The sequence below is a fragment of the Arthrobacter crystallopoietes genome (genome assembly GCF_002849715.1).
In the GTDB taxonomy this organism is placed as follows: Bacteria; Actinomycetota; Actinomycetes; order Actinomycetales; family Micrococcaceae; genus Crystallibacter; species Crystallibacter crystallopoietes.
On sequence record NZ_CP018863.1, the window covers coordinates 2,458,516 to 2,481,974 of the forward strand.

Consider the following 23,459-nt stretch of genomic DNA (forward strand, 5'->3'; position numbering starts at 1 on the left):
AACTTTCTGCCAGTGCCTGGCTGCGAAGGGGACCCATTGATCTTAAGGGATGCAGCTCCGGGTGGCAGAATTGTCCCATGGCCAAGCTGATCTACTCCGGCATCACCTCGTTGGACGGCTACATTGCGGATGCGGAGGGCAAGTTCGACTGGGGCATGCCGGACGAGGAGGTCCACGCCTTTGTGAACGACCTGGCGCGCCCGGTGGGCACCTACCTCTTCGGGCGCCGGATGTATGAGGTGATGGCGGTGTGGGAGGACCTGGCGGATGATCCGGACCTGCCGCCCGTAGAGCAGGACTATGCCCGGATCTGGCAGAACGCGGACAAGATTGTCTACTCCACCACCTTGGATACGGCACCGTCGGCACGGACCCGGATCGAGCGCAGCTTCGACCCCGAGGAGGTCCGGCGGATAAAGGCATCGGCTGAGCGGGACCTGGCGATCGACGGTGCCGAACTTGCCGCGCACGCGCTGCGGGCCGGGCTGGTCGATGAGTGCCACCTGTTGGTCTCGCCCGTGATGGTGGGCGGCGGCAAACGGTTCCTGCCCGACGGCGTCCGGATGCGGCTCGAACTGCTGGAGGAACGCCGTTTCGGCAACGGCGTGGTGTTCCTGCGCTACCACACCGTGCGCGGGACGGTCACCGGGAACTAAGGGGCGGTCACCGGGAGCTGATGGACTCGAACTTCCGGATGGCCAGCGGCACGAAGACCAGCAGCATCACCGCGATGCCGATGAACACGGTGACGAACGGGTGCTGCAGCGTCCATGCGGTGGGTTCGGGGAACTCCGCGTAGGTGTTGCCGAACAGCTGGCGGGCGGAGGCCACCAGTGCGGAGACCGGGTTCCACTCGGCGATGATGCGCAGGATGTCCGGCATGGTGTGGATGGGCACGAAGGCGTTGGAGATGAACGTCAGCGGGAACAGGATCATGAACGAGGCATTGTTGATGATTTCCGGGCTGCGGACGCTCATGCCCAGCAGCGCCATGACCCAGCTGAAGGAATACGAGAACAGCAACAGTATGGCGACGCCGCCGATGAAACCCCAGAACGACGTCGTTACCCGCCAGCCGACCGCCCAACCGGTTGCCATCATGATGAGCATGGAAATGGAGTTGATGGCCAGGTCTCCGTTGGTGCGGCCCACCAAGACCGCGGCCGGGCTCATGGGCAGGGTGCGGAAACGGTCGATGATCCCGTCCTTGAGGTCCTGCGCCATCGCCGCGCCGGAGAACGTGGAGCCGAAGATGACCGTTTGGGCGAAAATGCCGGCCATCAGGAACAACGTGTAGTTGTCGATCGCCATGGCGCCGCCGTAGACCTGGCTGAAGAGCAGCACGAACATGATCGGCTGCAGGATGGTAAAGACCAGAATTTCCGGCACGCGCTTGATCTTGACCAGATTCCGGCGGGTGGCGATCCAGCCGTCGGAGAGGAACTGGCCGAAGCTGCTGCCGGTGCTGGCCAGTGCGGGCGCGGAGTCCGGCCGGGTGAGGGCGGTCATTTCGCGTTCTCCAGTTCCGTCTTGTCGCGACGGGAGCCTGCGCCGGTGTCCGCACCGCCGTCGTCGTCATCATCGGTTTCGGCCTTACGGCCGGTGAGTTTGAGGAAGACATCGTCCAGTGTGGGGCGGCGCATGCCGACGTCGTGCAGTTGGATGTTGGCCTCGCCGAGGTCCGCGAGCACATACTGCAGCGCGCGCGGCCCGTCGGTCACGGGCACTTCCACCACGCGGCCGTCTCCGGAGACCTGGGCCTCGCCCTCGCCGTGCCGGGCCAGAATGCCGCTCGCCGTGCCGGCGTCCGCCTCGTCCACCAGCGTGACAACCACGCGGTGGCCGCCGATCTGCGCCTTGAGCTCATCCGCGGTGCCCTCGGCGATGACCCTGCCGCCGTCGATCACGGCAATGTCGTCCGAGAGCTGGTCCGCCTCCTCGAGGTACTGGGTGGTCAGCAGCAGGGTGGTGCCCTCGGCCACGAGGTTCTTGATCACACCCCAGAGCGCGAGCCGGCTGCGCGGATCCAGCCCGGTGGTCGGTTCGTCCAGGAACAGGATCTTGGGGTTGATCACCAGGGCGCCGGCGAGGTCGATCCGCCGCCGCATGCCGCCGGAAAACCCCTTAACCGGGCGGTTGCCGGCTTCGGTCAGTTCGAACTGGTCGATCAGTTCCTGCGCCCGGCGCCGCGCCGTCTTGGCACCGAGATGGTAGAGCCGGCCGACCATTTCCAGGTTCTCGAAGCCGGTCAGGTTCTCATCCACCGCGGCGTACTGTCCGGCGACGCCGATGATCCGGCGCACTTCCTTCGGCGCGGCGGCGACGTCGATCCCGTCGATATGCGCGGTGCCGCGGTCCGGTTTGACGAGCGTGGTCAGCACCTTGACGGCCGTGGTTTTGCCGGCGCCGTTGGGCCCGAGCAGTGCCTTGACCGTGCCGCGCGGGACGGAAAGATCCAGCCCGTCCAGGGCATGGACTGCGCCGGTTTTCGTCTTGTAGATCTTGGTCAGGCCGCGGGCCTCGATGATCGTCATGGTGGCATCTTAGAAAAGGCCGGGTGGGTTCGGAAAGGGAATTGAGGACAGTTCCGGTCCTCATGCCCACCGGAATCACGATGGTGACGCTGCCGCATAAAGGTGACGTGCGCTGTCGAAGTCTGGGGCCGCCGTCGTACGCCCTTGCTCTTCCTACGGGCTGCCGGTCAGCGAAACCTCCGGGGCAGGCCTCAGCGGCCGTCGGCCAACGCGCCGGCGGACTCCGCCGGTGACGCGCTCTGGCTGTCCGGCGTCTGGCTGGCCGTTGCCGGATGCTCCGGTGCCTCATGGTCTGCAGCCTGGTTGTCCGCGGGCTTGCGGACGAAGAAGGCTGCCGCCACGGCGAAGACCGAGATGATCGCGCCGGCCAGGAACGCGGCACGCACGCCGCCGGCCACCGCAACCGTACCCGCCGAACCGTCTGCGGCGAGGGCGGCGGACTGGATGGACATCACGGTCACGAACAAGGCCGTGCCCACGGCGCCCGCCACCTGCTGGACCGTGCCGATGATGGCGCTGCCGTGCGAGTAGAGTTCCGGCTTCACCGCGCCGAGGCCGGCGGTGAACAGCGGAGTGAAGAGCAAGGCCAGGCCGATGCTCAAGACAATGTGCGCGGCCAGCAGCGTGAACGGGGAGGTGTTCTCGGTCAGTGTGGACAGGAACCACAGCACGACGCTGACCAGCATTGTTCCCGGCACCAGCAGGACGGTGGGGCCGAACCGGTCGTAGAGCCGGCCGACAAACGGCGCCAGCAGACCCATCAGGAGCCCGCCGGGCAGCAGCATCAGGCCGATCTGGAACGGTTCGAGTCCAAGCACCTGCTGCATATAGATGGGGAGCAGGATGATGGTGCCGAACAGTGCGGCCATGCTGATGACCATCAGGCCCACGGTCACCGCGAAGGTGCTGGAGCGGAAGGTGCGCAGGTCCAGCAGTGCGCGGTCCCGCCGCTGGAGCCTCAGCTGGCGCAGGATGAAGGCGGACAGGGCCACGAGCCCCACGCCGAAGGAGATCCACATCGGCATGGCGGACACCGTCTCGCCGGCCTCGCCGGAGCCCTGGCCGACCAGGCTCAGGCCATAGATCAGGCCGCCGAAGCCGAACGCGGAGAGCACCACGGAGAACAGGTCCAGCGGCACGGGCCTCGGTTCGGTGACGTTGTCCACCCGCCGGTTCCCGATGATCAGCATGGCGACGGCGATCGGCAGCACCAGCCAGAACATCCACCGCCAGGACAAGGCGTTGAGGATAATGCCGGAGATGGTCGGCCCGATGGCCGGCGCCACGGAGATGACAATCGAGACGTTGCCCATCGTCTTGCCGCGCTCGGCCGGAGCCACCAGGGTCATCAGGGTGGTCATCAGCAGCGGCATCATGATGGCGGTGCCGGTGGCCTGGACAATCCGGCCCAGCAGCAGGGGCTCGAACCCGGGCGCTATCGCGGCAATCAGCGTGCCGGCGGAGAAGAGCGACATGGCCGTGGTGAAGACGGGCCGGGTGTTGAAGCGCTGCAAGAGGAAACCGGTGATCGGAATGACCACCGCCATGGTCAGCATGAACGCCGTGGTCAGCCACTGGGCGGCGCGCGCGGTGATGCCGAGGTCGTCCATCAGCTCGGTCAGGGCGACGCTCATGATCGTTTCGTTCAGGATGACCACAAACGAGGCAGCCAGCAACAACCGGATAACCCGGTTGTTCCGGCGCTTATGGTCGACGCCGTCGCTTCCCGGTCCGGGTACTGGCGCGGCGCCGGAATTTACGACGGCGGGTTCGGCCGGGGACTGTTGGCTCACGGAAGGTATCCTCAATGGTTTTCGGGGGAAGCGGTGCCTGCGCGAGGCGACGATAGCAAGACTAACCAGCATAGTGGAAGCACTATTCCCGCCGGCTCCCAAAAGGGGTACACCCCACATAAGATGCCCCACTTAACGCGGTATGCACCGCCGGAAAATCCGGCGGTGCATACCTATATATAGGAGCGTGCCTACATGCAGAGTGCGGCTGTGCGGCCGCAGGGCTTACTTGGTGAAGTAGCCGTCTACAGGCATCCAGCTGGTGGGGTGCACCTTGGTGCCCTCGCCCGGGTTCAGGGCGCTGATCATCTGGCCGTCGCCGAGGTAGATGCCGATGTGGCTTCCACCGTTCTGCAGAACCAGGTCGCCCGGCTTCGGGTTGCTGGTCGGGGTCAGGGCGCCGGCCTGTGCGGTGGTGACGCGGGGCAGGTCGATGCCGTGCTGGGCGTAGACCCACTGCACGAAGCCGGAGCAGTCCCAGCCGCTGGTGGAGGTGCCGCCCCAGACGTACGGGGTGCCGACCATGGACTTGGCGGTGGCGACAATGCCCGAGGTGCTGGCCGTGCTGACGGAAGCCGGCTCGATGTTGGCGCTGGCTGCGGCAACGGTGAAGTCTTCTTCCTGCGGAGCGGCGGCGGGTGCCTCGGCCGGAGCAGGAGCAGCATGTGCAGAGTGGTCGGCCGGAGCCTGTGCGGCACCGGAGAGCTGGATGACGTCGCCCGGGTAGATGACCGATTCCCAGCCGAGGCCGTTGGCGGCGAAGACGTCGTTCAGCTCAATGCCGTGCTGCGCGGCAATCTTGCCGAGGGTGTCGCCGGCCTTGACGGTGTGGGTTGCAGCCTCTTCCGAGGCGGCCGGTGCCGGTGCTGCGGCCGGAGCGGCAACAGTCTCAGCCTGGGCCGTGGCGGCGAAGTCGCTGGAGGATACGTCGGCTGCGGCGTTGGCGGGCAGGCCGGCGCCGAGCATCAGGCCACCGGCAGCGGTGACAACTGCGGCACTGCGGCCAACGGTACCTGCGTGGGACGATACGGCCTTCGAAACTCCGCTGAACGGGTTGCTGTGGACCGGGGTGGCACGATGGCGTGCGGAATTGATCTTGAACAAGGTTGTAGCCTCTCCCAATGCCTGCGAGGTAAGCTGTCGGGTTCGGATGGGAGTCACCCGGCCGCGTTCCACCTCGGAAAATCGCTCCGTGGTGAACTGCGGCTTAACCCCAAGGGCTCTGGAGGGAGCCCGATAAACGTGGGTCCCCCGCCTCTGCCATCTGTCTAGCGAACGGACTCGGAACGGTGGCAGAGTTAGGCAAAGCCATTCCGAGGGGGCCGGCCCAGGAAGCGCCGACGTGGTTGCCACCCTACATAACGGATTGATAACTCCGCAAAACGGACACGCCGCCAATGGCGGGTTTCGGGGTGGCTTGGTGCTAGTGGACGGCCAGCGAATTGGGTTCGGGCGGTGGCGTCGTTCCGTAGTAATCTTGCCGGATGATCCGTCGCAGCTTTGCCCTCGTTTTTGTAATGTTTTCCCTGCTCATCACGGGGTGCAGCCAGGTTGAACAGGCCGCCACCGATGCGGCTAACGACGCCGTTTCCGGCGCCCAGGATGCCGCCAGCCAGGCCGCCTCTGATGCTGTGTCAGGAATCACATCGGCTGCCGTCGACGAAGTACTCCAGCAGGTCTGCAAACCTGTGGCGGACGGCACGATCAGCGCAGGAGAGAAGCAACTGCTTGCCGGCCTCGTCGATGCCGCCGAACAGGCCGGCGTGCCCGCCGAAATTACGACGCCGATGGGTGACATTGCGCAGGCCGGAGACCAAGTGCCGGCCGAGTCTGTGAACGCACTGCAGGACGCCTGCGCCAACGCCACCAGCTAGCCCCAACGCCGGCTGCTGGCCCCAACGCCGGCTGCTGGCCCCAACGCCGGCTGCTAGCGCTAGTGCCGGCTGCCCAGCGCTAGCGCAGTCGGAACCACTCCCGGGCGCCGGCTTGGAACCTGGCCGGGTGCAGGGCTGCGGCGTCCTGCGGGATGGCGCCGAGGAACGGCACATCCAGATTCTGCAGGTACCGCAGGTTGTCCTCTTCCACCGCGCTCGGCTCCGCCGGCCAGGAGCCGATGACCAGTCCGGCGGCTGCGAGGCTTCGCGTTCTCAGGGCCTCGAGCGTGAGGAGGGTGTGGTTCAGCGTGCCCAGTCCGCTGCGGCAGACAACGACGACGCCGGAACCTCCGCCGCCGAAGCCTCGACTGACGGAAATCTGCTCATGGGCATTGCCGACGCCGGAGTTCCGCACGCGCGCTGCGAGGTCTGCGAGCGTCCTGCCTTCGTCGTCGAGCTCCACGAGAAGTCCGCCGGCGCCCTCCACCAGGACATGGTCCGATCCCGTGGCGAGTTGCTCGATGTGCCGGACGTGGTCCGCGAGCGGAGGCAGGGCCGCGCTTTGCCGCCCGGCAGCTGCCACCGGGGCCATCGGCTCGAGCAGCCGGATGCCCTCGGACACCGCGGCGACGCCGGAGAGTCGGCGCACTTCGTCCATGTCGCCGGGCTCGCCGTCGGCCACCCCGGTCTGCGTCGGCTTGTAGACCGAAACGGTGCCCGGCAAAGCGGTGGCGAGCGCCGCCGTCGTTATCGTCTTGCCGACCCCGGTGTCGGTGCCGGTGACGAAGATGACCGGCGGCAAGCCGTTCAGGCTGGCCAAACCGGCCGGGGCGGGAGTGTCGGTCACTTTTCCTCCTGTTCCACCGTGACGGTGAGCGGGGTTTGGAAGGACAGCAGGCGTAGCCAGTCCGGATCCGGCCCCGTGAGCCGCACCGCCGGCAGTGCCCGGGCCGTCTCCTCAAGCACCAGGACGGTTTCCAGCTCGGCGAGTTTGGCGCCCAGGCAGCGGTGCAAGCCGTGGCCGAACGCCAGCGAATAGGCGGTTCCGCCTGTGTCCGGAGGATGCTTGCCGCTGAGCTCGAGCAGGATTTCCGCGCCGGCGGGGAGCTCGGTGCCGCCTAATCGAGTGTCACGGGGAACGGCGCGCCGCCAGGTATGCACGGAGGATTCGGTGGCCAGCACCTGCCGCACGAAGGACTTGGCCCCGGAGGGAGCCCTGGAGTCGGCTCCGCTCCCGGCCTCGGCCCCCGCCCCTGCCCTGGCCCCGGCTCCGAGCTGTTGCCAGCGTCCCGGCTCCTGCAGCGCGCGGTAGAAGGACGTGCCGATCAGCTGTGCGGTGGTTTCCTGCCCCGCTATGACCAGGAAATAGCCCAGCGAGCAGATTTCCGACGGCGTGAGCCCGGCGGCATCGAGCACGCCGAAGAGCGACCCGGTGCCGCGGCTGGTGGCCACTTCGCCGCGCAGCCAGCCGTAGAATTCTGCGGCGCTCTCCGCCAGGACCGGCTGGCGGTCCTCGGGCGGCCAGCCCCAGAACAGTTCCAGCGAGTCCCGGCTCCAGCGCTTGAGGACGTCCAGGTCGGGGCACCGGATGCCGGTCAGCTCCGCCATGATGATCGGCGGAATGTGCTTGGCCACCGCGTCGGCCAGATCCGCCGGGCCGTGCTGCAGCAGCTCGGCGGTCTCCGCGGTGCGCACCTGGGTCAGCTCCCGTACCTGCGGTCCGATCGCGGCGACTTTCGCGGGGGTGAAAAAACCGGCCACGAGCTTGCGGACCTGGCGGTGCTTGGCGCCGGTGGCCGAGGCCAGCACCGGCGGCAGTGCAAAGCGGGCGCGGCTGAGGATGCGCAGGGCGGCCGGGGCCAGGGGCACCACGGAGGTCAGCGCGTTGGTGGGTAGGAAATCCTCGGTCCGGCGCATGACTTCACGCACCTCTGCCGGATCCGAAACCACGTGGAAGCTCATCCCGCCCCCGCCCCCATTCTTGCAGCGTCCATTCCGTCTGCCTTGTCCGGCACCATTCCGGCCACCAGCCCGGCGACCAGCCGGGCGGCGTGCTGTACCTGCTCCGGTGCCAGGTCCGCGCGGGCCGTCAGCCGCAGCCGCGAGATGCCGTCCGGCACGCTCGGCGGCCTGAAGCACCCGACCAGGACCCCGGCTGCCTCCAACCGGACGGCGAGTTGCGCGGCATCTTCCGCCCGGCCGACGGGAACGGACTGCACGGCGCCGGCGGCCTGCTCGATTCCGCACACCTGCGCGATGATGGCCGCATTGCCGAGCACGGCCTGCGCCAACGACGGGTCGGCGGCGATGATCCGGCAGGCTTCGGCAGCGGCGGCGGCTGCGGCGGGGGCCAGTCCGGTATCGAAAATGAAGCTGCGGGCCGTGTTGACCAGATGTGCGCGCAGGGCGGCCGGCCCGAGCACCCCGCCTCCTTGAGCGCCCAACGCCTTGGACAACGTCGCCGTGAGCACTACATGCTCGGCACCGGCCAAACCTGCCGAGTGCACGGCCCCGCGGCCGCCGCCGGCGACACCGATTCCGTGTGCCTCGTCCACCACCAGCAGGGCGTCATGTTTGGCGCAGATCCGTGCGGTTTCCGCCAGGTCGGCGGCGTCCCCGAGTACCGAGTAGACCGATTCAACAACGACGACGGCGCGCGGCTGGCTTCGGCCTGCCAGCAACCGGTCCAGCGCGGCGAGATCGCCATGGGCAAACACCTCAACCGGCGAGCGGGAGAGCCGTGCGCCGTCGATCAGCGAGGCATGGCAATGTTCGTCCCGGACGATCAGCGTGCCGGGGCCGCCGAGCGCGGTGAGGATACCGAGGTTCGCCGCGTAGCCGCTGGAGAACGCCAAGGCAGCGGGCTGGCCGGTCAGCCCGCAGAGTTCCTCTTCGAGCTCCGCGTGCACCGGCTGCGTGCCGGTGACCACCCGGGAAGCCCGGGCACCCGTGCCGTAGCGTTCGATCGCGTCGACGGCCGCGGCCTTGAGCCGGGGATCGGTGGACAGGCCCAGATAGTCGTTGGAGGCCAGATCCAGCAGCGTGTCCGGCGCGGCCGAGTTCGTGGCAGCCGAGTCCGAGGGGGCCGCGCTCCGGCCCGTCAGGTTTCGGGCGGTGGTGCTCCGCACCGTGCCACGTCGCGTGCGCACGTGGGCCTGGTCCGTGAGCCACTGCTGCATGGCGCCCATCAGCCGTGCACCCGGGCGACGGCTGCGGTGATGCCAGCGCCGATGGCTGCGAGATCCTCCGCCGAGGAGACATAGGGCGGCATGGTGTAGATCAGGTCGCGGAACGGCCGTACCCACACACCGTGCTCCAGCGCAGCGCGGGTGATGGCGGGAATGTCCACCGGCCGGTCCAGTTGGACCACCCCGACGGCGCCAAGCCCCCGGACATCGCGGACAGAGTCCATGTCGGCAGCGGGTGCCAGTGCGGCGGACAATCCTTGCTGGACGTGCTGCACCTGCTTCCGCCAGTCCGCGGAGTCCAGCAGTTCCAGGGAAGCGGTCGCCACCGCGCAGGCCAGCGGGTTGGCCATGAAGGTAGGCCCGTGCAGCAGCGCTCGGAACTCCGAGGCCGTGATGGCGGCAGCCACCTCGCCGGAGCAGAGCAGCGCGGCGAGGGTCAGGTAGCCGCCGGTCAGTGCCTTGCCCACACACATGACGTCCGGCGCGACGCCGGCCCACTCGGACGCGAAGAGCCGCCCCGTGCGGCCGAAGCCGGTGGCGATCTCGTCGAAGATCAGCAGCAGTCCGTGTTCGTCCGCCACCCGGCGCAAAGCCTGCAGGCATTCGGGGGCGTAGCTGTACATTCCGCCGGCGCCCTGCAGCACCGGCTCCACGATGATGCCGGCCAGCTCCCTGGCATGCCGCGCCGCCGTCTCTTCCAGCTCGGCGATCCAGCCGGTTACCTCGGACGCATCGGCGACCAGTTCGCCGTCGTTGTTCAGCCGCGCCGCCGGCGGACGCGGCAGGAAGTGCTGCTGCGCGACGAGGCCGGGGAACGCTGCATGCATGCCGTCCACCGGATCGCACACGCTCATCGCCGCGAACGTGTCGCCGTGGTAGCCGCCGCGCAGGGCCAGGAACCGCTGGCGGCCGGGCCGGCCCACGGCTGCCTGGTACTGCACCGCCAGCTTCAAGGCCACCTCCACCGAGACGGAGCCGGAGTCCGCCAAAAACACATGTTCCAGCGGATCCGGCGCCAGCTCCACCAGCTGCTCGGCGAGCCGGACGGCCGGCTCGTGGGTGAGGCCGCCGAACATGACATGGCTGAACTGCTCCGTCTGCCGGCGGACCGCCTCGTCCAGCACCGGGTGCCGGTAGCCGTGGATGGCGGACCACCAGGAACTCATCGCATCCACCGCCTCAAAGCGTTCGCCGTCCGAAGCCTGAAGCTGGAGCCGTGTCCCCGACGCTCCGGTGACGGCGTACGGATCCGGGCCGTCCAGCGGGGCATACGGATGCCAGAGCAGGCCGCGGTCGCGGGCGATAAGCGACGGCGCGGCGGCGGCTGACTTGTCCAGAGTGCGTGCAGCGGAGGGTGCCCCGGCGGGAAACTCGACCGGGCTGCCCGGCGCGGCGGCTGCGGTGGCGAGGGCAGTCTCAGACATTGGGGGCGAGTTCCGTGCCGGCGCCGCGGCGGCGGATGGTGACCTGGCCTGCGGAAGCCGGGACACCGCCGTCGTTGTTTGCCTGGGGATTGGTGAAGGGGGCGGATGCAGTGGAGCGGGCGGACCCGGAGGGCACACGGGACTGGGGGGCTTCGATGGACCCGGTGGAAGAATCCGGGCCGGCACCCAGGACCACGAAGCCGTTGTCGGCGATCATGTCCAGATCCGCCTTGGCCTCCTGGCCCTCGCTGGTGAGGTAGTCGCCCAGGAACAGCGAGTTGGCGACCTGCAGGGCCAGCGGCTGCAGCGAACGAAGGTGCATTTCGCGACCGCCGGCCATGCGCAGTTCGGTGGCGGGGCAGGCGAAGCGGATCATCGCGAGGATGCGCAGGCAGTGGGCGGGGGTCAGCAGCCAGGTGCCTTCCAGCGGCGTGCCCTCGAACGGCATCAGGAAGTTGACCGGGATCGAGTCGCTGTCCAGCTCCCGCAGGGCGAAGACCGCGTCGATCAGGTCATCGTCGGTCTCGCCCATTCCCACGATCAGGCCGGAGCAGGGGGAGAGCCCGGCGTCCTTGGCATGCTCGACGGTGCGCACGCGGTCGGCGTATTCGTGCGTGGTGCAGATGTCCGCGTAGTTGGACTCGCTGGTGTTGAGGTTGTGGTTGTAGGCGTCGACGCCGGCGTCTTTGAGCTTGGAGGCCTGGCCGTCCTTGAGGATGCCGAGGCAGGCGCAGACCTCCACCTGCGGGTGCTCGTCCTTGAGGCCCTCCACCATCGAAGCCACGCGGTCGACATCCCGGTCGGTGGGGCCCTTGCCGCTGGCGACCAAGCAGACGCGGGAAGCACCGGCTCGGATGCCGGTGGCGGCCTGCTGCACGGCTTCCTCAGGCTTGAGCCAGGTGTACTTGAGGATCTGGGCGGCGGAACCGAGGCGCTGGGAGCAGTATGTACAGTCCTCGGGACACAGGCCTGATTTGAGGTTTACCAAGTAGTTGACCTTGACGGTGTTGGCGAAGTGCGCGCGGCGCAGCCGGCCCGCGGCGGCCACCACATCGAGGAGCTGCTCGTCGGTGGCGTGCAGGACGGCGAGGGCTTCCTCGCGGGTCAGGGTGCCGCCGGCCAGTTGCCGGTCGGCCAGATCTTGAAAGTAATTGAACACCGTTCAAGTGTGTTGAGGCGCGAGGGTTCTGTCAACAGTATTGAACAGTGTTCAGGATTGTGACGTAGCGACTAGTCGACGATGTCCACGAGCCGCAGATCCCTAAGTCCTGGCCGCCTTTAAGCCGACGGAGTTTCAGCGCTGGGTTTCGGCGTAGAACCATTCGATGTGCTCGCGGAGCAGCTGGGAGGCCCGCTTGCCCTCTCCTGCAGACACCGCAGCCAGGATGCCGTGATGTTGGGTGCGCAGGACGTCGGCGACCGGTTCCCATGCCTCGTCGCTGCGGATCGACTCCGCAACGTAGTCACTGATGGACAGGCGCAGCGACTCCATCATCGCCTCGATGACCGCATTGCCGGCGAGCGAGGAAAGCAGCACGTGGAACCGGGCGTCGAGCGCATGGAAGTCCGCGCGGGCGAGCTCCGGATCGTCCATCAATTCCAGTAGTCCCGCGGCCTCGTCAAGCTTGGCCCGGGTTGCCTCGTCCTCCGGGTCGACGGTGGCGGCCTCCGCGGCTCCGGTCTCGAGCAGGATACGTGTCTGCACGATCTCGCCGACGGTCAACTGGCGGGTAGCCACATGCAACCGCAGTGCGGCGGCCAAGCCGGAGGCGGGCTGGGATATGATGACCGCGCCTGCGTTGGGGCCGGAGCCGGTGGACGTGCGGACCACTCCGAGTACGTCCAGGATGCGGATGGCATCGCGTACGGAGGCCCGGGACAGCCCGTGTTTTTCGGCCAGCGTCCGTTCGCCGGGCAGTTGATCGCCGAGCTTGAGGGCCCCGGAGCGCAGCTCCGCCTCGATACTTTGGAGCACCGCCTCGTAGGCGCGCGGTGCGGGTTTTGCTATCTTGCTGGTCACGGCTTCATCTTCGCATGAGCAGGCGGCCGGGCACGCCTTGCAAGGCATGCCCGGCCGCCGGTGGACGTGTCGTCCTAAGGCAGCATCCACCCCAGGACCGGCGTCGACTGCAGGTAGACGACGATGCAGAGCACCAGCAACATGCCCACGCTCCAGCCAACGACCTTGCGCAGAATGAGGGACTCCTGGCCGTCGAGCCGGACGGCGGTGGCGGCAATGGCCAGATTCTGGGGGCTGATCAGCTTGCCGACCACACCGCCGGAAGTGTTGGCGGCCACGAGCAGGTTCGGGTCAATCCCCGCTTTCAGCCCGGCGGTCTGCTGCAGCTTGGCGAACAGGGCATTGGCCGAGGTGTCCGAGCCGGTGACGGCGGTGCCGATCCAGCCCAGCATCGGAGAGAGGAAGGCGAAGAACGCCCCGGTGCCCGCCAGCCAGGTGCCGATGGAGACGGTCTGCCCGGACAGGTTCATCACGTAGGCCAGGGCGAGCACAGTGAGGATGGTCAAACCGGCCCAGCGCATGCGGTGGATTGTGCGCGGGATTTCGGCCAGCGCCGTACGCACCCGGAGCGGGTAGCGGCCGGCGCCGTCGAAACGTGAATAGACGACGGCGACGAGCAGTCCGGCAATGAGCAGCAGCGTGCCAGGGTTGGAGAGCCAGGTGAACTTGTAGATGGTGGAAGACACCGGGTCGCCGGCGGCGTCGACGATGTTCCCGTACAGGAGCGGCCACGGTACCGCGATGTCGGTGGAGGCCAGCCATCCCGGGATGTCCACGCCGAAGGTCCAGAGTTTGGCAACGCCGAAGACCACGATGACGAGGAAGTACGGAAAGAGCGCGAGCCAGGTGCGGACCGGGGTTAGCCGTTCGGCGGCAGAGTCCGTTCCGGGCACGCCGCCGCCCTGCATGCCGGATCCGCCACCCTGCACGTGGCGGCCAGCGACCGGCATGCCGCTTCCAGCGACCGGTACGCGGCTCGCGCCGACCGGAACCTCTGCGCAGATGCGTTCACGGGCAGCCGTCCTGCCGCGCGGTTCCCAGACACGAAGGAACGCCACCGCCGCACCCATGGCGACCAACGAGGCCACCACATCCGTGAGTTCGTAGGAGAAGTAGTTCGAGCAAAGGAACTGTGCGATGCCGAACGAGGAGCCAATGACCAGGGCCGCGGGCCAGCAGTCCTTGAGCCCCCGCTTTCCGTCCAGGATCAGCAACAGGACCAGGGGAACGACGAACGCCAGCAGCGGAGCCTGCCGGCCGACTACGGCGCCGATGTGGTCGGCATCCAGCCCGGTCAGTCCCGCGGCGGTGGTGATCGGGATCGCCACCGCTCCGAAGGCGACCGGCGCGGTGTTGGCGACCAGCACGGCGGCGGCGGCGCGCAGTGGAGCCATGCCCAGTGCGAGCAGCATCGTGGCGGTGATCGCCACGGGCGCCCCGAACCCGGCGAGCGCCTCGAGCAGACCGCCGAAGCAGAAGGCGATGAGGATGGACTGCAGCCTGACGTCGCCGCGGCCGATCACATCGAACACCCGTCGCAGGTCTTCGAAACGGCCGCTGATGACCGTAACTTGGTACAGCCACACGGCCATGACCACGATCCAGACGACGGGGAACGCGCCGAAGACCGCTCCGAGTCCACCGGACATCAAGGCCAGCCCGGCGGGCATCTGGAAGGCCAGAATGGCGACGAGCAGTGCCACAAGCAGAGACACCAGCCCGGCCACGTGCGACTTCGTCTTGACGACGGCGAGCAGCACGAAGAAGGTCAGCAGCGGTAGCAGCGAGACTACGGCCGAGAGCGCGACGCTACCGGCTAGTGGATCAGTGGTGGGGGTGAATGTCTCCACAGGTTTTCCTTCGCATGATGGGGCACGGAACCGGGGCGGTGGTCGGACCACTATGGTCTGACCACGCAACAATAGCGCATTTTGGTGTCTTTTGTGAGGGCTGTCACGAAAAAAGGCTGTGACCTGCGACGTTGGCGGCGCGCACCGGTCAGCGGCCGTTACGGCATGATGGAACAGGACTGTGTTTTGACCTTGGCGGATGGATCAGGAGGAATGGATGAGCCTCACCCGGCGGCAGATTGTGGATGCAGCCATGGACATCCTGCGCCATTACGGCCTGGGCGATCTGTCCATGCGGCGGTTAGCCCGTGATCTGGGTGTCCAGCCCGGGGCGCTGTATTGGCACGTGAAGAACAAGCAGGATCTGCTGGGCGTGCTGGCCGAACAGATTTTGGCGGAGGTGGGGGCGGATGCGGATGACCCCGGCGTGTCGGACGGCGATCCGGTCCGCCGGTTGGCCGCGGACATCCGCACGGCGCTGCTGGCCGTGCGGGACGGTGCCGACGTGGTGTCGCTGGCGCATGCGCTGAATCCGGAGGCGCTGCCGGCGATCGCCACCCTGCGCACACTTCTGCAAGGTGCCGGACTGACCGACCAGCAGACGCGCTGGGGCGCGCGCACGCTGACCCATTTCATTCTCGGCGCCGTGGCGGAGGAGCAGACCCACGCCGATCTCGCCGCGGCCGGATTGTTGCCGGAAAACGTGTACCAGGATAACGACGACGACGAGGCTTTCCTCTTCGGCGTGGACGCGGTCCTGGCCGGACTGCGCGCCCGCTAGGAACAGTCAGTCCCGGATGCGGACGGCCGTTTCGCGCAGGTACTGGTCCACCCGGATGTAGGCATCGCGGGTCAGCGCCTTCCATAACTCCAGGGCCAGCCGCGCATCGTCCTCTTCGAGCGCGAGGATTTCGTCGGCGCTGAGCACCATCAGCTCCACCGGACCCACGGCCTTGACCGTGGTTTCCTGCCGGTTCTCGCTGCCCAGTGCCAATTCGCCGAAGGTCATGCCCGCGGAGAGGGTGCTGAGTTTGACCCGCGTTCCGTTCGGTCCGGGCACGGACGTGGTGATCTTGCCCGAGACAATGAAGAACACGCCGCCGAACCGCTGCCCCACGCGGCGGATCACGTCGCCGTCGTCGTACGTTTTGGGCACCATCCGCTGCTCGAGCGCCGCAGCATCGTCCTCGCTGAGGGAGCTGAGGGCGGGGCTGTCCGACGGCCGCACCGCATCCGGGAGCTCAAGGTCACCGCCGTACCGGGCGATGAGCTGGTTTTCGGACCACTCCACCGCGGCGCTGCGGGTAGTTAAGGTCGGGACTTCGCCGTCGACCTCCATGAACGACGCCGCCAGGGTGCCTTCGCCGTCGATCAGCACCAACTGGCGTGCGGCAGCCGTGAGCTGTTCGCGGACATCGGCGAGCATGCGCAGTGCCACCGCGGCCACCTCGTCCACGCGGCGCAGGTCCAGAATGACGTGTTCGACGTCGTCGCTCAAGGCACTGAGCTCGCGCACCACGGATTCGGAGCCGGCAAAGAGCAGGTCCCCGTTCAGCTCGATGACCATGGCCCGGTGGCCGTGCTCGCGCAGCACATCCGCGGCCTCGTCGGTGCGGCGGATGCCGGAGGGGGAGTCCGTGATGTCGTAGCCCGCGCGGATGGCGGACTTGCCGGTGCGGCCGGCGCGGACGAAGTGCAGTTCCATGTCGTCCGAGAGCCGCTGGCAGGTTTCGATTCCGCGCACGCTGGTGCCGTGCGCGTCCAGCGGCGGCGAGTACACCGCCAGCCCCACCTGGCCCGGCAGCACGGCCAGGATGCCGCCGGCCACGCCGGACTTGGCCGGCATGCCCACCGAGCTCATCCACGCCCCGGCGTCGTCGTACATCCCGCAGGTGGTCATGACCGACAACACGCGCTCCACTTCGCCGATCTCCAGCAGGTCCTCGCCGGTCAGCGGGTTGGTGCCGCTGTTCGCCAGGGTGGCCGCCATGATGGACAAATCGCGGCAGTTGACCAGCACCGAGCACTGCCGGAAGTAGTCCTCCACCACCGGGTCCGGGTCGGTTTCGATGATGTTGAACGAACGCAGCAGGTACGCCAGCGCCTTGTTCCGGTGCCCGTGCGCCAGCTCCGATTTGTACACGCGCTCGCTGACGGCCAGGTCCCGGCCCGCGAAGTCGGAGAACATGTTCAGGATCCGGCGGGAACGCGAGTACGGTCCGGCGCTTTTGACTAACGACGTCGCCGCCAGCGCCCCGGCGTTGATCATCGCGTTGGAGGGCCGGCCGCTGCCCTCGGCTAGGGAGATCTCGTTGTAGGCGTCGCCGGAGGGTTCGACGTCGATTTTCTCGTCCACCGCCGCCATGCCGCGGTCCGACAGCGCCAGTCCATAAGTGAACGGCTTGGAGATGGACTGGATGGTGAACTCTTCGCGGGTATCGCCGACTTCATAGACGTACCCGTCCACCGTGGCCAGGCAGATGCCGTAGTTGTTTGGGTCCACGTCGGCCAGCGCCGGAATGTAGCTGGCGGGTTCGCCGTCCTTAATGCGCGCGATCTCCTCGTGGATGTGCGTCAGGTAGCGCTGGATAGGGGAGTCCATACCGCCAGCCTATGTGCCAAGCCGCCGTTCCCCGATATCGCCGGCTCACCGTTCAGGTTCAGCACGGTGCGCCGGTTGCTGCGCGTCTTCAGCTGCCCCGGCTCCGGCATCCGGCAGAAGGAGGGGCCGACGGCAGACAGGAGGGGCAACCGGCAGAAGGAGGGGCTGCCGCGTGCAGCAGCCCCTCAAGGTGTGTCAGTATCGGCCGGTCAAGCTTCCGGCGCCACTATTCGGCCGGCCGGCACCGCTATTTGGTTAGTTGCTCCTCGATCGGTTGCTCCGCCGCGGCTGCCTCAACCTGTGTGGTTTCGCGCTTTTTCAACCGTTTTACGAAGTTGACCACCATGATGATGATGACAAAGGCGAATGGGAACGCGCCGATGATCGTGCCGGTTTGGACGGTATCGATCACGGACGTGCCGCCCAGGGTCAGCAGCGCCACGGTGATGGCCACGATGCTTGCCACCAGTACCACCCGGAAGAGCTTGCTGGGCGTCCGCCCCGAGGAGACGAATTCCGCCAGCGCGTGCACGCCGGAATCCAGGGAGGTGATGTAGTACGTCGCCACGAGGATGGTCGCCACGACCAGCAGGATGGTGCCGACCGCGGGGATGTACTCGAGCATTACGAACAGACCCTGCGAGGTGTCTTCGGCCACCGCAGCCGCGATGGACCCATTGGTCCCGTTGTCGTAGTACAGGGCGGCACCGCCGATAATGCCGATCCAGAGCATCACGATCAGGGACGGAACAACGGTGACGCCCAGGACGAATTCCCCGATGGTCCGGCCGCGGGAGATGCGGGCGATGAAGGCTCCCACAAACGGGGAGAACGCGATGACCCAGCACCAGATGAAGACCGTCCACCAACCGTTCCAGCTGTCCTGCCAGGAACCGATGCCCGCGGCTGCGACGCCGGAGTCCGTCCAGAGGCTCATCGCCAGGAAATTCTGGAAAAATGCGCCGAAGGTCTGCGACAAGGTGGACGCCAGATAGATGATCGGGCCGAACGCGAACACGGCGACCAGGAGCACGATGCTCAGCACCGAGTTGATCTCGCTGATCCGCTTCATGCCCTTGCTGATGCCGAAGAAAACCGACCCTGCCGTGAGGGCCCCCAGTGCCACGATGATTGCAATCCACAGCGGGGCGCTGGCATGGATGCCGGTGATGGCGCTGATGCCGGAGGTGAACTGCAGCGTGGCAAAACCGAACGAGGTGGAGAGGCCGAGCACGGTGGCGAGGATCGCGAGCAACTCGATGACCATGCCGGCGCCGCGGCGGGACTTGCGCGGGAAGATATCGACGACGGCGTCGCGGAACGTTAGCTTCTTGCCCAGGTTGTGGTGCGAGTAAGCCAGGCAGATGGCGACAATGCCGTACATCGCCCAGGCCGTCAGGCCCCAGTGGAAGTAGGACCAGGCCATCGCCCCGTCCACCGGGCTGGCGGAACCGGCCGGGAACAGCGGGTTCTCGTCCTTGAGCATGATGGGCTCGGCAACGGACCAGAAGATTAGTCCAATGCCCTGGCCGCAAGCGAAGAGCATGGAATACCACGCAAATTTGCCATACTGGGGCTTGGCATCCGGTCCGCCAAGGCGGATGTGGCGGAACCTGCCGAACGCCAGCCAACCGCAGACGCCCAGCGCCAGCGCGGAGAAGGCGACGAAGAACCACGTGAAGTATTCGGTGACAAAGGTCCGTGCTGCACCGATGGCGGTGGCAGTGCCATCCGGAACGGCGACGGCGAACGTGAGAATCGAAACCACCAGGACGATGGCGGCGGCCTTGATGACAACGTCGTCGACGCGCCGCTTCTTATCTTCCTGAGGCTCTGGCAGGTTCAGATCAGCGCGGTATTCCACCGGCGCTGCGGGTCTTGTCTCATTTTTGCTCAACGTCATTGTCGATCACATCCTGGAATTCGGCATCGAGGGCGGCCGACATGGCAACGCTTGCACGCTTGAGCAGGATTTCGCCCTTGGTTGCGGTGGCTTGGGCGGCGGAGGACAGGCATCCGGACGCCGGCGTCAGCTCGGGGCGAACCGGCAGAACGTCGTAGTTCGGCAGCACAGCCGGCGGCAGATCTTCGACCTTGTCCATCTCCACCTTTTCCGGGTACAGGTGAAGCATGAGGGATGTTTCGAGGACTCCGCCGTGTTCCAGATCCCAGCCGGTGAAACCGTCGGGGTACAGTTCGGCAATCGTTGCCTCGTCGACGAAGTCCCAGTAGGACAGCAGCATGACCTTCACATCGTTGATCCCGGCCCGCTGCAGTTCGGTGACGGCCAGGTCAACACCTTCATACAAGAACTGGTAGTTCTCGAAATGGCCGTTGATGAAAGCGATTTTCCGCACGCCGTGCCGGGCAAATTCAAGGGTCAGCGTCCGGGCAATGGAAATGACCGTGGACGCATCGAGGCTGGTGGTGCCGGGGATGTGGTTTCCGCCGCCGGAACGCTGCTGGGACTTGTAGCCATAGGTGATGGGGGCCGCGACCAGTCCGCCAACGGCTTCGGCGACACTGCCTGCCATGGCCCGGGAGAGCAGGACGTCCACGTTGAGCGGCATGTGCGGTCCATGCTGTTCGATGGAGCCGACAGGGACGAGGACGGCCGCCTTGCCGTCCGAAATCTTTTCGCGGTAGGTAAAGGAGTCCAACTCCTCCATGTAAACACTGTTGCGCATCGTCTCTCCGATTCTTTGCATGCGGACAGGTGCCCGCCCGGCTGACACGGTTGACGACGTGGCATGCACGCAGCCATGACCGTTCTGCGGGGCGGGCACCTGGGTGCCAGCGAGGGTGCCGGTCCGGGACCGGCACCGCCCGAGGCAGGTTACGCGTCGATGATGTTGTTTTCGGGGCCGAAGCCGAATTTGGTGATGTTTTCGACGTCGCCGTTTTCGCCGATGACGAGGATGTCGTGTTCGCGGTAGCCGCCGGCGCCGGGTTCGCCGTCTTGGACGGTGATCATGGGTTCCATGGAGACGACCATGCCGGGTTCGAGGACGGTGTCGATGTCTTCGCGCAGTTCCAGGCCTGCTTCGCGGCCGTAGTAGTGGGAGAGGACGCCGAAGGAGTGGCCGTAGCCGAAGGTGCGGTTCGGGAGCAGGCCGTGGCCGATGTAGATTTCGTTGAGTTCGGCGGCGATGTCCTTGCAGACGGCGCCGGGTTTGATCAGTTCCAGGCCGCGGCGGTGGACTTCGACGTTGACGTTCCAGAGTTCGAGGGAGCGTTCGTCGGGCTGGCCGAGGAAGAGGGTGCGTTCGAGGGCGGTGTAGTAGCCGGAGGTCATCGGGAAGCAGTTCAGGGACAGGATGTCGCCTTGCTGGAGTTTGCGGGTGGTGGCCCAGTTGTGGGCGCCGTCGGTGTTGATGCCGGACTGGAACCAGACCCAGGTGTCGCGCACTTCGCGGTGCGGGAAGGTCCGGGCGATCTCGTGCACCATCGCTTCGGTGCCGATGAGGGCGACTTCGTATTCGCTGATGCCTTCGCGGATGGCGGCCTTGATGGCCTCGCCGCCGAGGTCGCCGATGCGGGCGCCGTGTTTGATGACCTCGATTTCTTCGGCGGATTTGATCATGCGCTGGCGCATGGCGTCCTGCGAGACGTCTACCAGGGTCGCGCCGTCGAAGGCGGCGGCAATGGACTGGCGGGTCATCAGCGGCAGGGCGTCGTCTTCGACGCCGATGCGGGCGGCCTTCACGCCGTCGCGCTTCAGGGCTTCCTGCAGGCCGTAGTAGAAGTTGTCGCGCTTCCAGTCGGTGTAGACGATGTTGTCGCCGTAGCTGGTGCGCCAGGGCATGCCGGCGTCGATGTTCGCGGTGATGGTGGTCGAGTTGTCCGCGGTGACCACCAGCGCGTAGTTGCGGCCGAAGGTGGTGTAGAGGAAGTCGGAGTAGTACTTGATGCCGTGGTAGCTGGTCAGGATGACGGCGTCGAGTTCCTTCGCGGCCATGATCCGGCGCAGGCCGGACAGGCGGCGCTCGAACTCGGCGTCCGAGAAGGTGAGCTGCTGCTTGGACCCGTTGTGCAGGGTCTTCAGGCGCTCGAGCTCGGCGACGGAGTTGGCGGGAGCAGCTGCGATGGTCATTGAATCTCCTAAAGAATTACGAATTGCGGTACCTAAGCGACTGACAGACAGGTGCAGCCGAAAGGTGATTGTGGGAGGCAGCCACGAAACTGCGATGTGTTCCCGCTGCCCTTACGGACTAGATTATGTGCCCTGCATCACAAAAAGTATGGGTAGAACGTCAAGGGATTAACGGAAGACAGTGGACAGTCTGTAAAGGACTTCGTCCCGCCGTCGAAATCAACTCCCGGCAGTCGCCCGCCTCGCCCGGGTGGTGAACAGTACGCCCGCAATCACCAGACCCGCGCCGAGGATCTGCATTCCCGTGATCGTCTCGCCGAGGAGGAAGTAGGCGCCCAGCATCGTGCCCACTGGCAGGAAGTTCAGGTACACGGAGGCCTGCGAAGCACCCAGGATCGCAACGGCGCGGTTGTAGAGGATCAGCGCCACCACGGAGGGAAAGACGCCCAGATAGACCAGCCCCCACCAATGGCCGCTGCTGCCCAGATCCGGCACCCCCAGGATCAGCCACTCGCCCACCACAAACGGGAGCAGCATCAGCACGGACAGCCCGGTCATGACCAGCACCGAGCCGTAGGACGGGAACAGGTGCAGGTACTTCCGCACGCCGATCGAGTACAGGGCCCAACTGGCCACGGCTCCGATCATCAGCGCGTCGCCGGCATTCCAGCCCAGATCCCCGAGTTGGAAGACCTGCCCTTCCAGTACCACCCAGACCGATCCGAAGAGCGAAAGCGCCACCCCGAAAAGCTGGATCCACCGCAGTTTTTCCCGCAGCAGCCAGGCGCTGAGTGCCACCGTCACCGCCGGGATGGCCGCCTCCAGTACCGAAACGTTGGTGGCCGAGGTGAACTGCAACGCGGCGTACAGGAACGTGGTGAAGGCAGCCACCCCGGTCACGGTCATGAACAGCAGCGGCTTGAAATGCTGCCGGAACAGCGGCGCGGCCTGCCGCGCGCCGCGGTACCCGACAGGCAGCAGGACCACGAACGCAATCGCCACCCGCAGGAACGCGATGGTGAACGGCGGCAGGTCGTCCAGCGCTTTCCCCACAAGAATGTTGCCCGAATAAAAAACCACCACGAGAATGCACATCAGGTAGGCGCGCATCACGGGTCCTCTATGATCAGCAGCAAGGGGCAACCTCAGCATCGCCCGTTGACGCCGCCCGCGCCAAATCGTTCCACCAGCAAAGGAGCCTGACCAGTGGCAGCAGTACTGCTGACCGGCGGAACCGGAGCCCTCGGCCGCGCCGTCGAACCCGCCTTGCTCGAGCGAGGCCACACGGTCCGCCTCCTCAGCCGGCGCGAGCCGCCCGCCGGGCGCGGGCCGGGCACCTGGGTGCGCGGTGACCTCCAAACCGGAGACGGCCTCGACACGGCGGCCCACGGCGTCGACACGATCATCCACTGTGCAACCTCCAACGGCCGCGGCGACATCAGAAGCACCGAAAACCTCATCGCAGCGGCCCGCAAGGCCGGCAACCCGCACCTGATCTACGTCTCGATCGTCGGCGTGGACAGCATTCCGATGTCCTACTATCGGGCCAAATTCGAGGCCGAGCAGCGGGTCGAAACCTCCGCGCTGCCGTGGACCATCCTGCGCGCCGCCCAGTTCCACAAACTCGTTTTCGCCCTGTTCGCCGCGCAACGCCGGCTGCCGCTGGTCTTCGCCCCGGACCTCCTCTTCCAGCCAATTGACGTCCGCGATGTCGCAGCGCACCTGGCGGAACTGGCAGCCGCAGGCCCCGCGGGCAGGGCCCCGGACATCGGCGGCCCGGAAATACTCTCCGCCGAAGAAATTGCCCGCCTGACCCTCGAATCCCTCGGCGTACGACGGCGGGTGGTTCCGTTGCGATTCCCAGGCAAGATGTTCGCCGCGTACAAGGCGGGCAACAACCTCGTCCCCGGAAATCCGGTAGGAAAGCGGACCTTCGCCGAGTTCGCCGCCGAGCAGGTGGCTGCCGGTCCATAACTCGGGAAGCATGCGGCGGACCTAACCGGTGAAGCCCGCAGCGGACCTAACCGGTGAAGCCCACCGCGGACGGAGCATCCGTAGTCCAGATTGTGCCAGTCCAGACC

The 23,459-nt window shown here is 66.6% G+C and carries 20 protein-coding genes and 1 riboswitch; of the genes, 4 read left to right on the forward strand and 16 right to left on the reverse strand.

Going from position 1 to position 23,459, the window contains the following annotated elements:
• Nucleotides 1-77 precede the first annotated feature (77 nt).
• On the forward strand, nt 78-656 hold the full coding sequence (locus tag AC20117_RS11525) for a dihydrofolate reductase family protein (protein WP_074699606.1): 579 nt from the start codon (nt 78-80) through the stop codon (nt 654-656).
• Nucleotides 657-663: 7 nt separating this feature from the next.
• Here AC20117_RS11525 and AC20117_RS11530 read toward each other — a convergent pair whose 3' ends face one another.
• The 4 genes from AC20117_RS11530 to AC20117_RS11545 all read right to left on the reverse strand — a co-directional run bounded on the left by AC20117_RS11530 (nt 664) and on the right by AC20117_RS11545 (nt 5,431).
• Nucleotides 664-1,509: an ABC transporter permease gene (locus AC20117_RS11530; protein WP_083339601.1), complete on the reverse strand. Its 846-nt coding sequence runs from the start codon at nt 1,507-1,509 to the stop codon at nt 664-666.
• Entirely contained in the window at nt 1,506-2,534 is a 1,029-nt protein-coding gene (locus AC20117_RS11535; protein WP_074699605.1) for an efflux ABC transporter ATPase subunit, DrrA-related, read from the reverse strand. Before AC20117_RS11535 ends, AC20117_RS11530 begins: the two co-directional genes overlap by 4 nt.
• A 191-nt stretch (nt 2,535-2,725) precedes the next feature.
• The gene (locus AC20117_RS11540) at nt 2,726-4,336 is read right to left on the reverse strand and encodes an MDR family MFS transporter (RefSeq protein WP_418202255.1); all 1,611 of its coding nucleotides are present in this window, start codon (nt 4,334-4,336) and stop codon (nt 2,726-2,728) included.
• A 216-nt stretch (nt 4,337-4,552) separates the two neighbouring features.
• Entirely contained in the window at nt 4,553-5,431 is an 879-nt protein-coding gene (locus tag AC20117_RS11545) for a C40 family peptidase (RefSeq protein ID WP_074703028.1), read from the reverse strand.
• A 4-nt stretch (nt 5,432-5,435) separates the two neighbouring features.
• Nucleotides 5,436-5,611: riboswitch (cyclic di-AMP (ydaO/yuaA leader) on the reverse strand.
• Between the two features lie 200 nt (nt 5,612-5,811).
• On the opposite strand from AC20117_RS11545, the gene AC20117_RS11550 reads away from it, so the two are divergent.
• Nucleotides 5,812-6,201: a hypothetical protein gene (locus AC20117_RS11550; protein ID WP_074699603.1), complete on the forward strand. Its 390-nt coding sequence runs from the start codon at nt 5,812-5,814 to the stop codon at nt 6,199-6,201.
• 79 nt (nt 6,202-6,280) lie between these two features.
• Here AC20117_RS11550 and bioD read toward each other — a convergent pair whose 3' ends face one another.
• The 7 genes from bioD to AC20117_RS11585 form a co-directional block, all read right to left on the reverse strand.
• Nucleotides 6,281-7,048 (reverse strand): dethiobiotin synthase, encoded by a 768-nt coding sequence (gene bioD, locus AC20117_RS11555; RefSeq protein WP_236777279.1) that lies wholly within the window; start codon nt 7,046-7,048, stop codon nt 6,281-6,283.
• A complete protein-coding gene (locus tag AC20117_RS11560; protein ID WP_074699602.1) occupies nt 7,045-8,163 on the reverse strand; it encodes a cytochrome P450 family protein in 1,119 nt (372 codons plus the stop codon). Before AC20117_RS11560 ends, bioD begins: the two co-directional genes overlap by 4 nt.
• Entirely contained in the window at nt 8,160-9,380 is a 1,221-nt protein-coding gene (locus tag AC20117_RS11565) for an aminotransferase class I/II-fold pyridoxal phosphate-dependent enzyme (protein ID WP_170064975.1), read from the reverse strand. The genes AC20117_RS11560 and AC20117_RS11565 overlap by 4 nt, the downstream gene beginning before the upstream one ends.
• An 8-nt stretch (nt 9,381-9,388) precedes the next feature.
• On the reverse strand, nt 9,389-10,813 hold the full coding sequence (locus AC20117_RS11570; RefSeq protein ID WP_083339598.1) for an adenosylmethionine--8-amino-7-oxononanoate transaminase: 1,425 nt from the start codon (nt 10,811-10,813) through the stop codon (nt 9,389-9,391).
• The gene (gene bioB, locus AC20117_RS11575; RefSeq protein ID WP_101632584.1) at nt 10,806-11,972 is read right to left on the reverse strand and encodes a biotin synthase BioB; all 1,167 of its coding nucleotides are present in this window, start codon (nt 11,970-11,972) and stop codon (nt 10,806-10,808) included. Before bioB ends, AC20117_RS11570 begins: the two co-directional genes overlap by 8 nt.
• A gap of 135 nt (nt 11,973-12,107) precedes the next feature.
• Complete coding sequence (locus AC20117_RS11580) at nt 12,108-12,833, reverse strand: FadR/GntR family transcriptional regulator (RefSeq protein ID WP_236777280.1); 726 nt, start codon at nt 12,831-12,833, stop codon at nt 12,108-12,110.
• Between the two features lie 74 nt (nt 12,834-12,907).
• Entirely contained in the window at nt 12,908-14,683 is a 1,776-nt protein-coding gene (locus tag AC20117_RS11585) for an L-lactate permease (protein WP_101632585.1), read from the reverse strand.
• A gap of 217 nt (nt 14,684-14,900) precedes the next feature.
• On the opposite strand from AC20117_RS11585, the gene AC20117_RS11590 reads away from it, so the two are divergent.
• Nucleotides 14,901-15,464 carry a TetR/AcrR family transcriptional regulator C-terminal domain-containing protein gene (locus tag AC20117_RS11590; protein WP_074703021.1) on the forward strand — a complete coding sequence of 188 codons (564 nt, stop codon included), beginning with the start codon at nt 14,901-14,903 and terminating at the stop codon, nt 15,462-15,464.
• A gap of 6 nt (nt 15,465-15,470) precedes the next feature.
• Here the strand turns inward: AC20117_RS11590 and glsA are convergent, their stop codons facing one another.
• The 5 genes from glsA to AC20117_RS11615 form a co-directional block, all read right to left on the reverse strand.
• The gene (gene glsA / locus AC20117_RS11595; RefSeq protein ID WP_074699600.1) at nt 15,471-17,285 is read right to left on the reverse strand and encodes a glutaminase A; all 1,815 of its coding nucleotides are present in this window, start codon (nt 17,283-17,285) and stop codon (nt 15,471-15,473) included.
• Between the two features lie 247 nt (nt 17,286-17,532).
• Nucleotides 17,533-19,188: a BCCT family transporter gene (locus AC20117_RS11600; protein ID WP_083339595.1), complete on the reverse strand. Its 1,656-nt coding sequence runs from the start codon at nt 19,186-19,188 to the stop codon at nt 17,533-17,535.
• A complete protein-coding gene (locus tag AC20117_RS11605) occupies nt 19,169-19,954 on the reverse strand; it encodes a creatininase (RefSeq protein WP_236777281.1) in 786 nt (261 codons plus the stop codon). Before AC20117_RS11605 ends, AC20117_RS11600 begins: the two co-directional genes overlap by 20 nt.
• 167 nt (nt 19,955-20,121) lie before the next feature.
• The gene (locus AC20117_RS11610; RefSeq protein WP_074699597.1) at nt 20,122-21,378 is read right to left on the reverse strand and encodes an aminopeptidase P family protein; all 1,257 of its coding nucleotides are present in this window, start codon (nt 21,376-21,378) and stop codon (nt 20,122-20,124) included.
• Between the two features lie 219 nt (nt 21,379-21,597).
• A complete protein-coding gene (locus tag AC20117_RS11615) occupies nt 21,598-22,488 on the reverse strand; it encodes a DMT family transporter (protein ID WP_074699596.1) in 891 nt (296 codons plus the stop codon).
• A 96-nt stretch (nt 22,489-22,584) separates the two neighbouring features.
• On the opposite strand from AC20117_RS11615, the gene AC20117_RS11620 reads away from it, so the two are divergent.
• Entirely contained in the window at nt 22,585-23,352 is a 768-nt protein-coding gene (locus tag AC20117_RS11620) for an SDR family oxidoreductase (protein ID WP_074699595.1), read from the forward strand.
• Nucleotides 23,353-23,459: the final 107 nt, after the last annotated feature.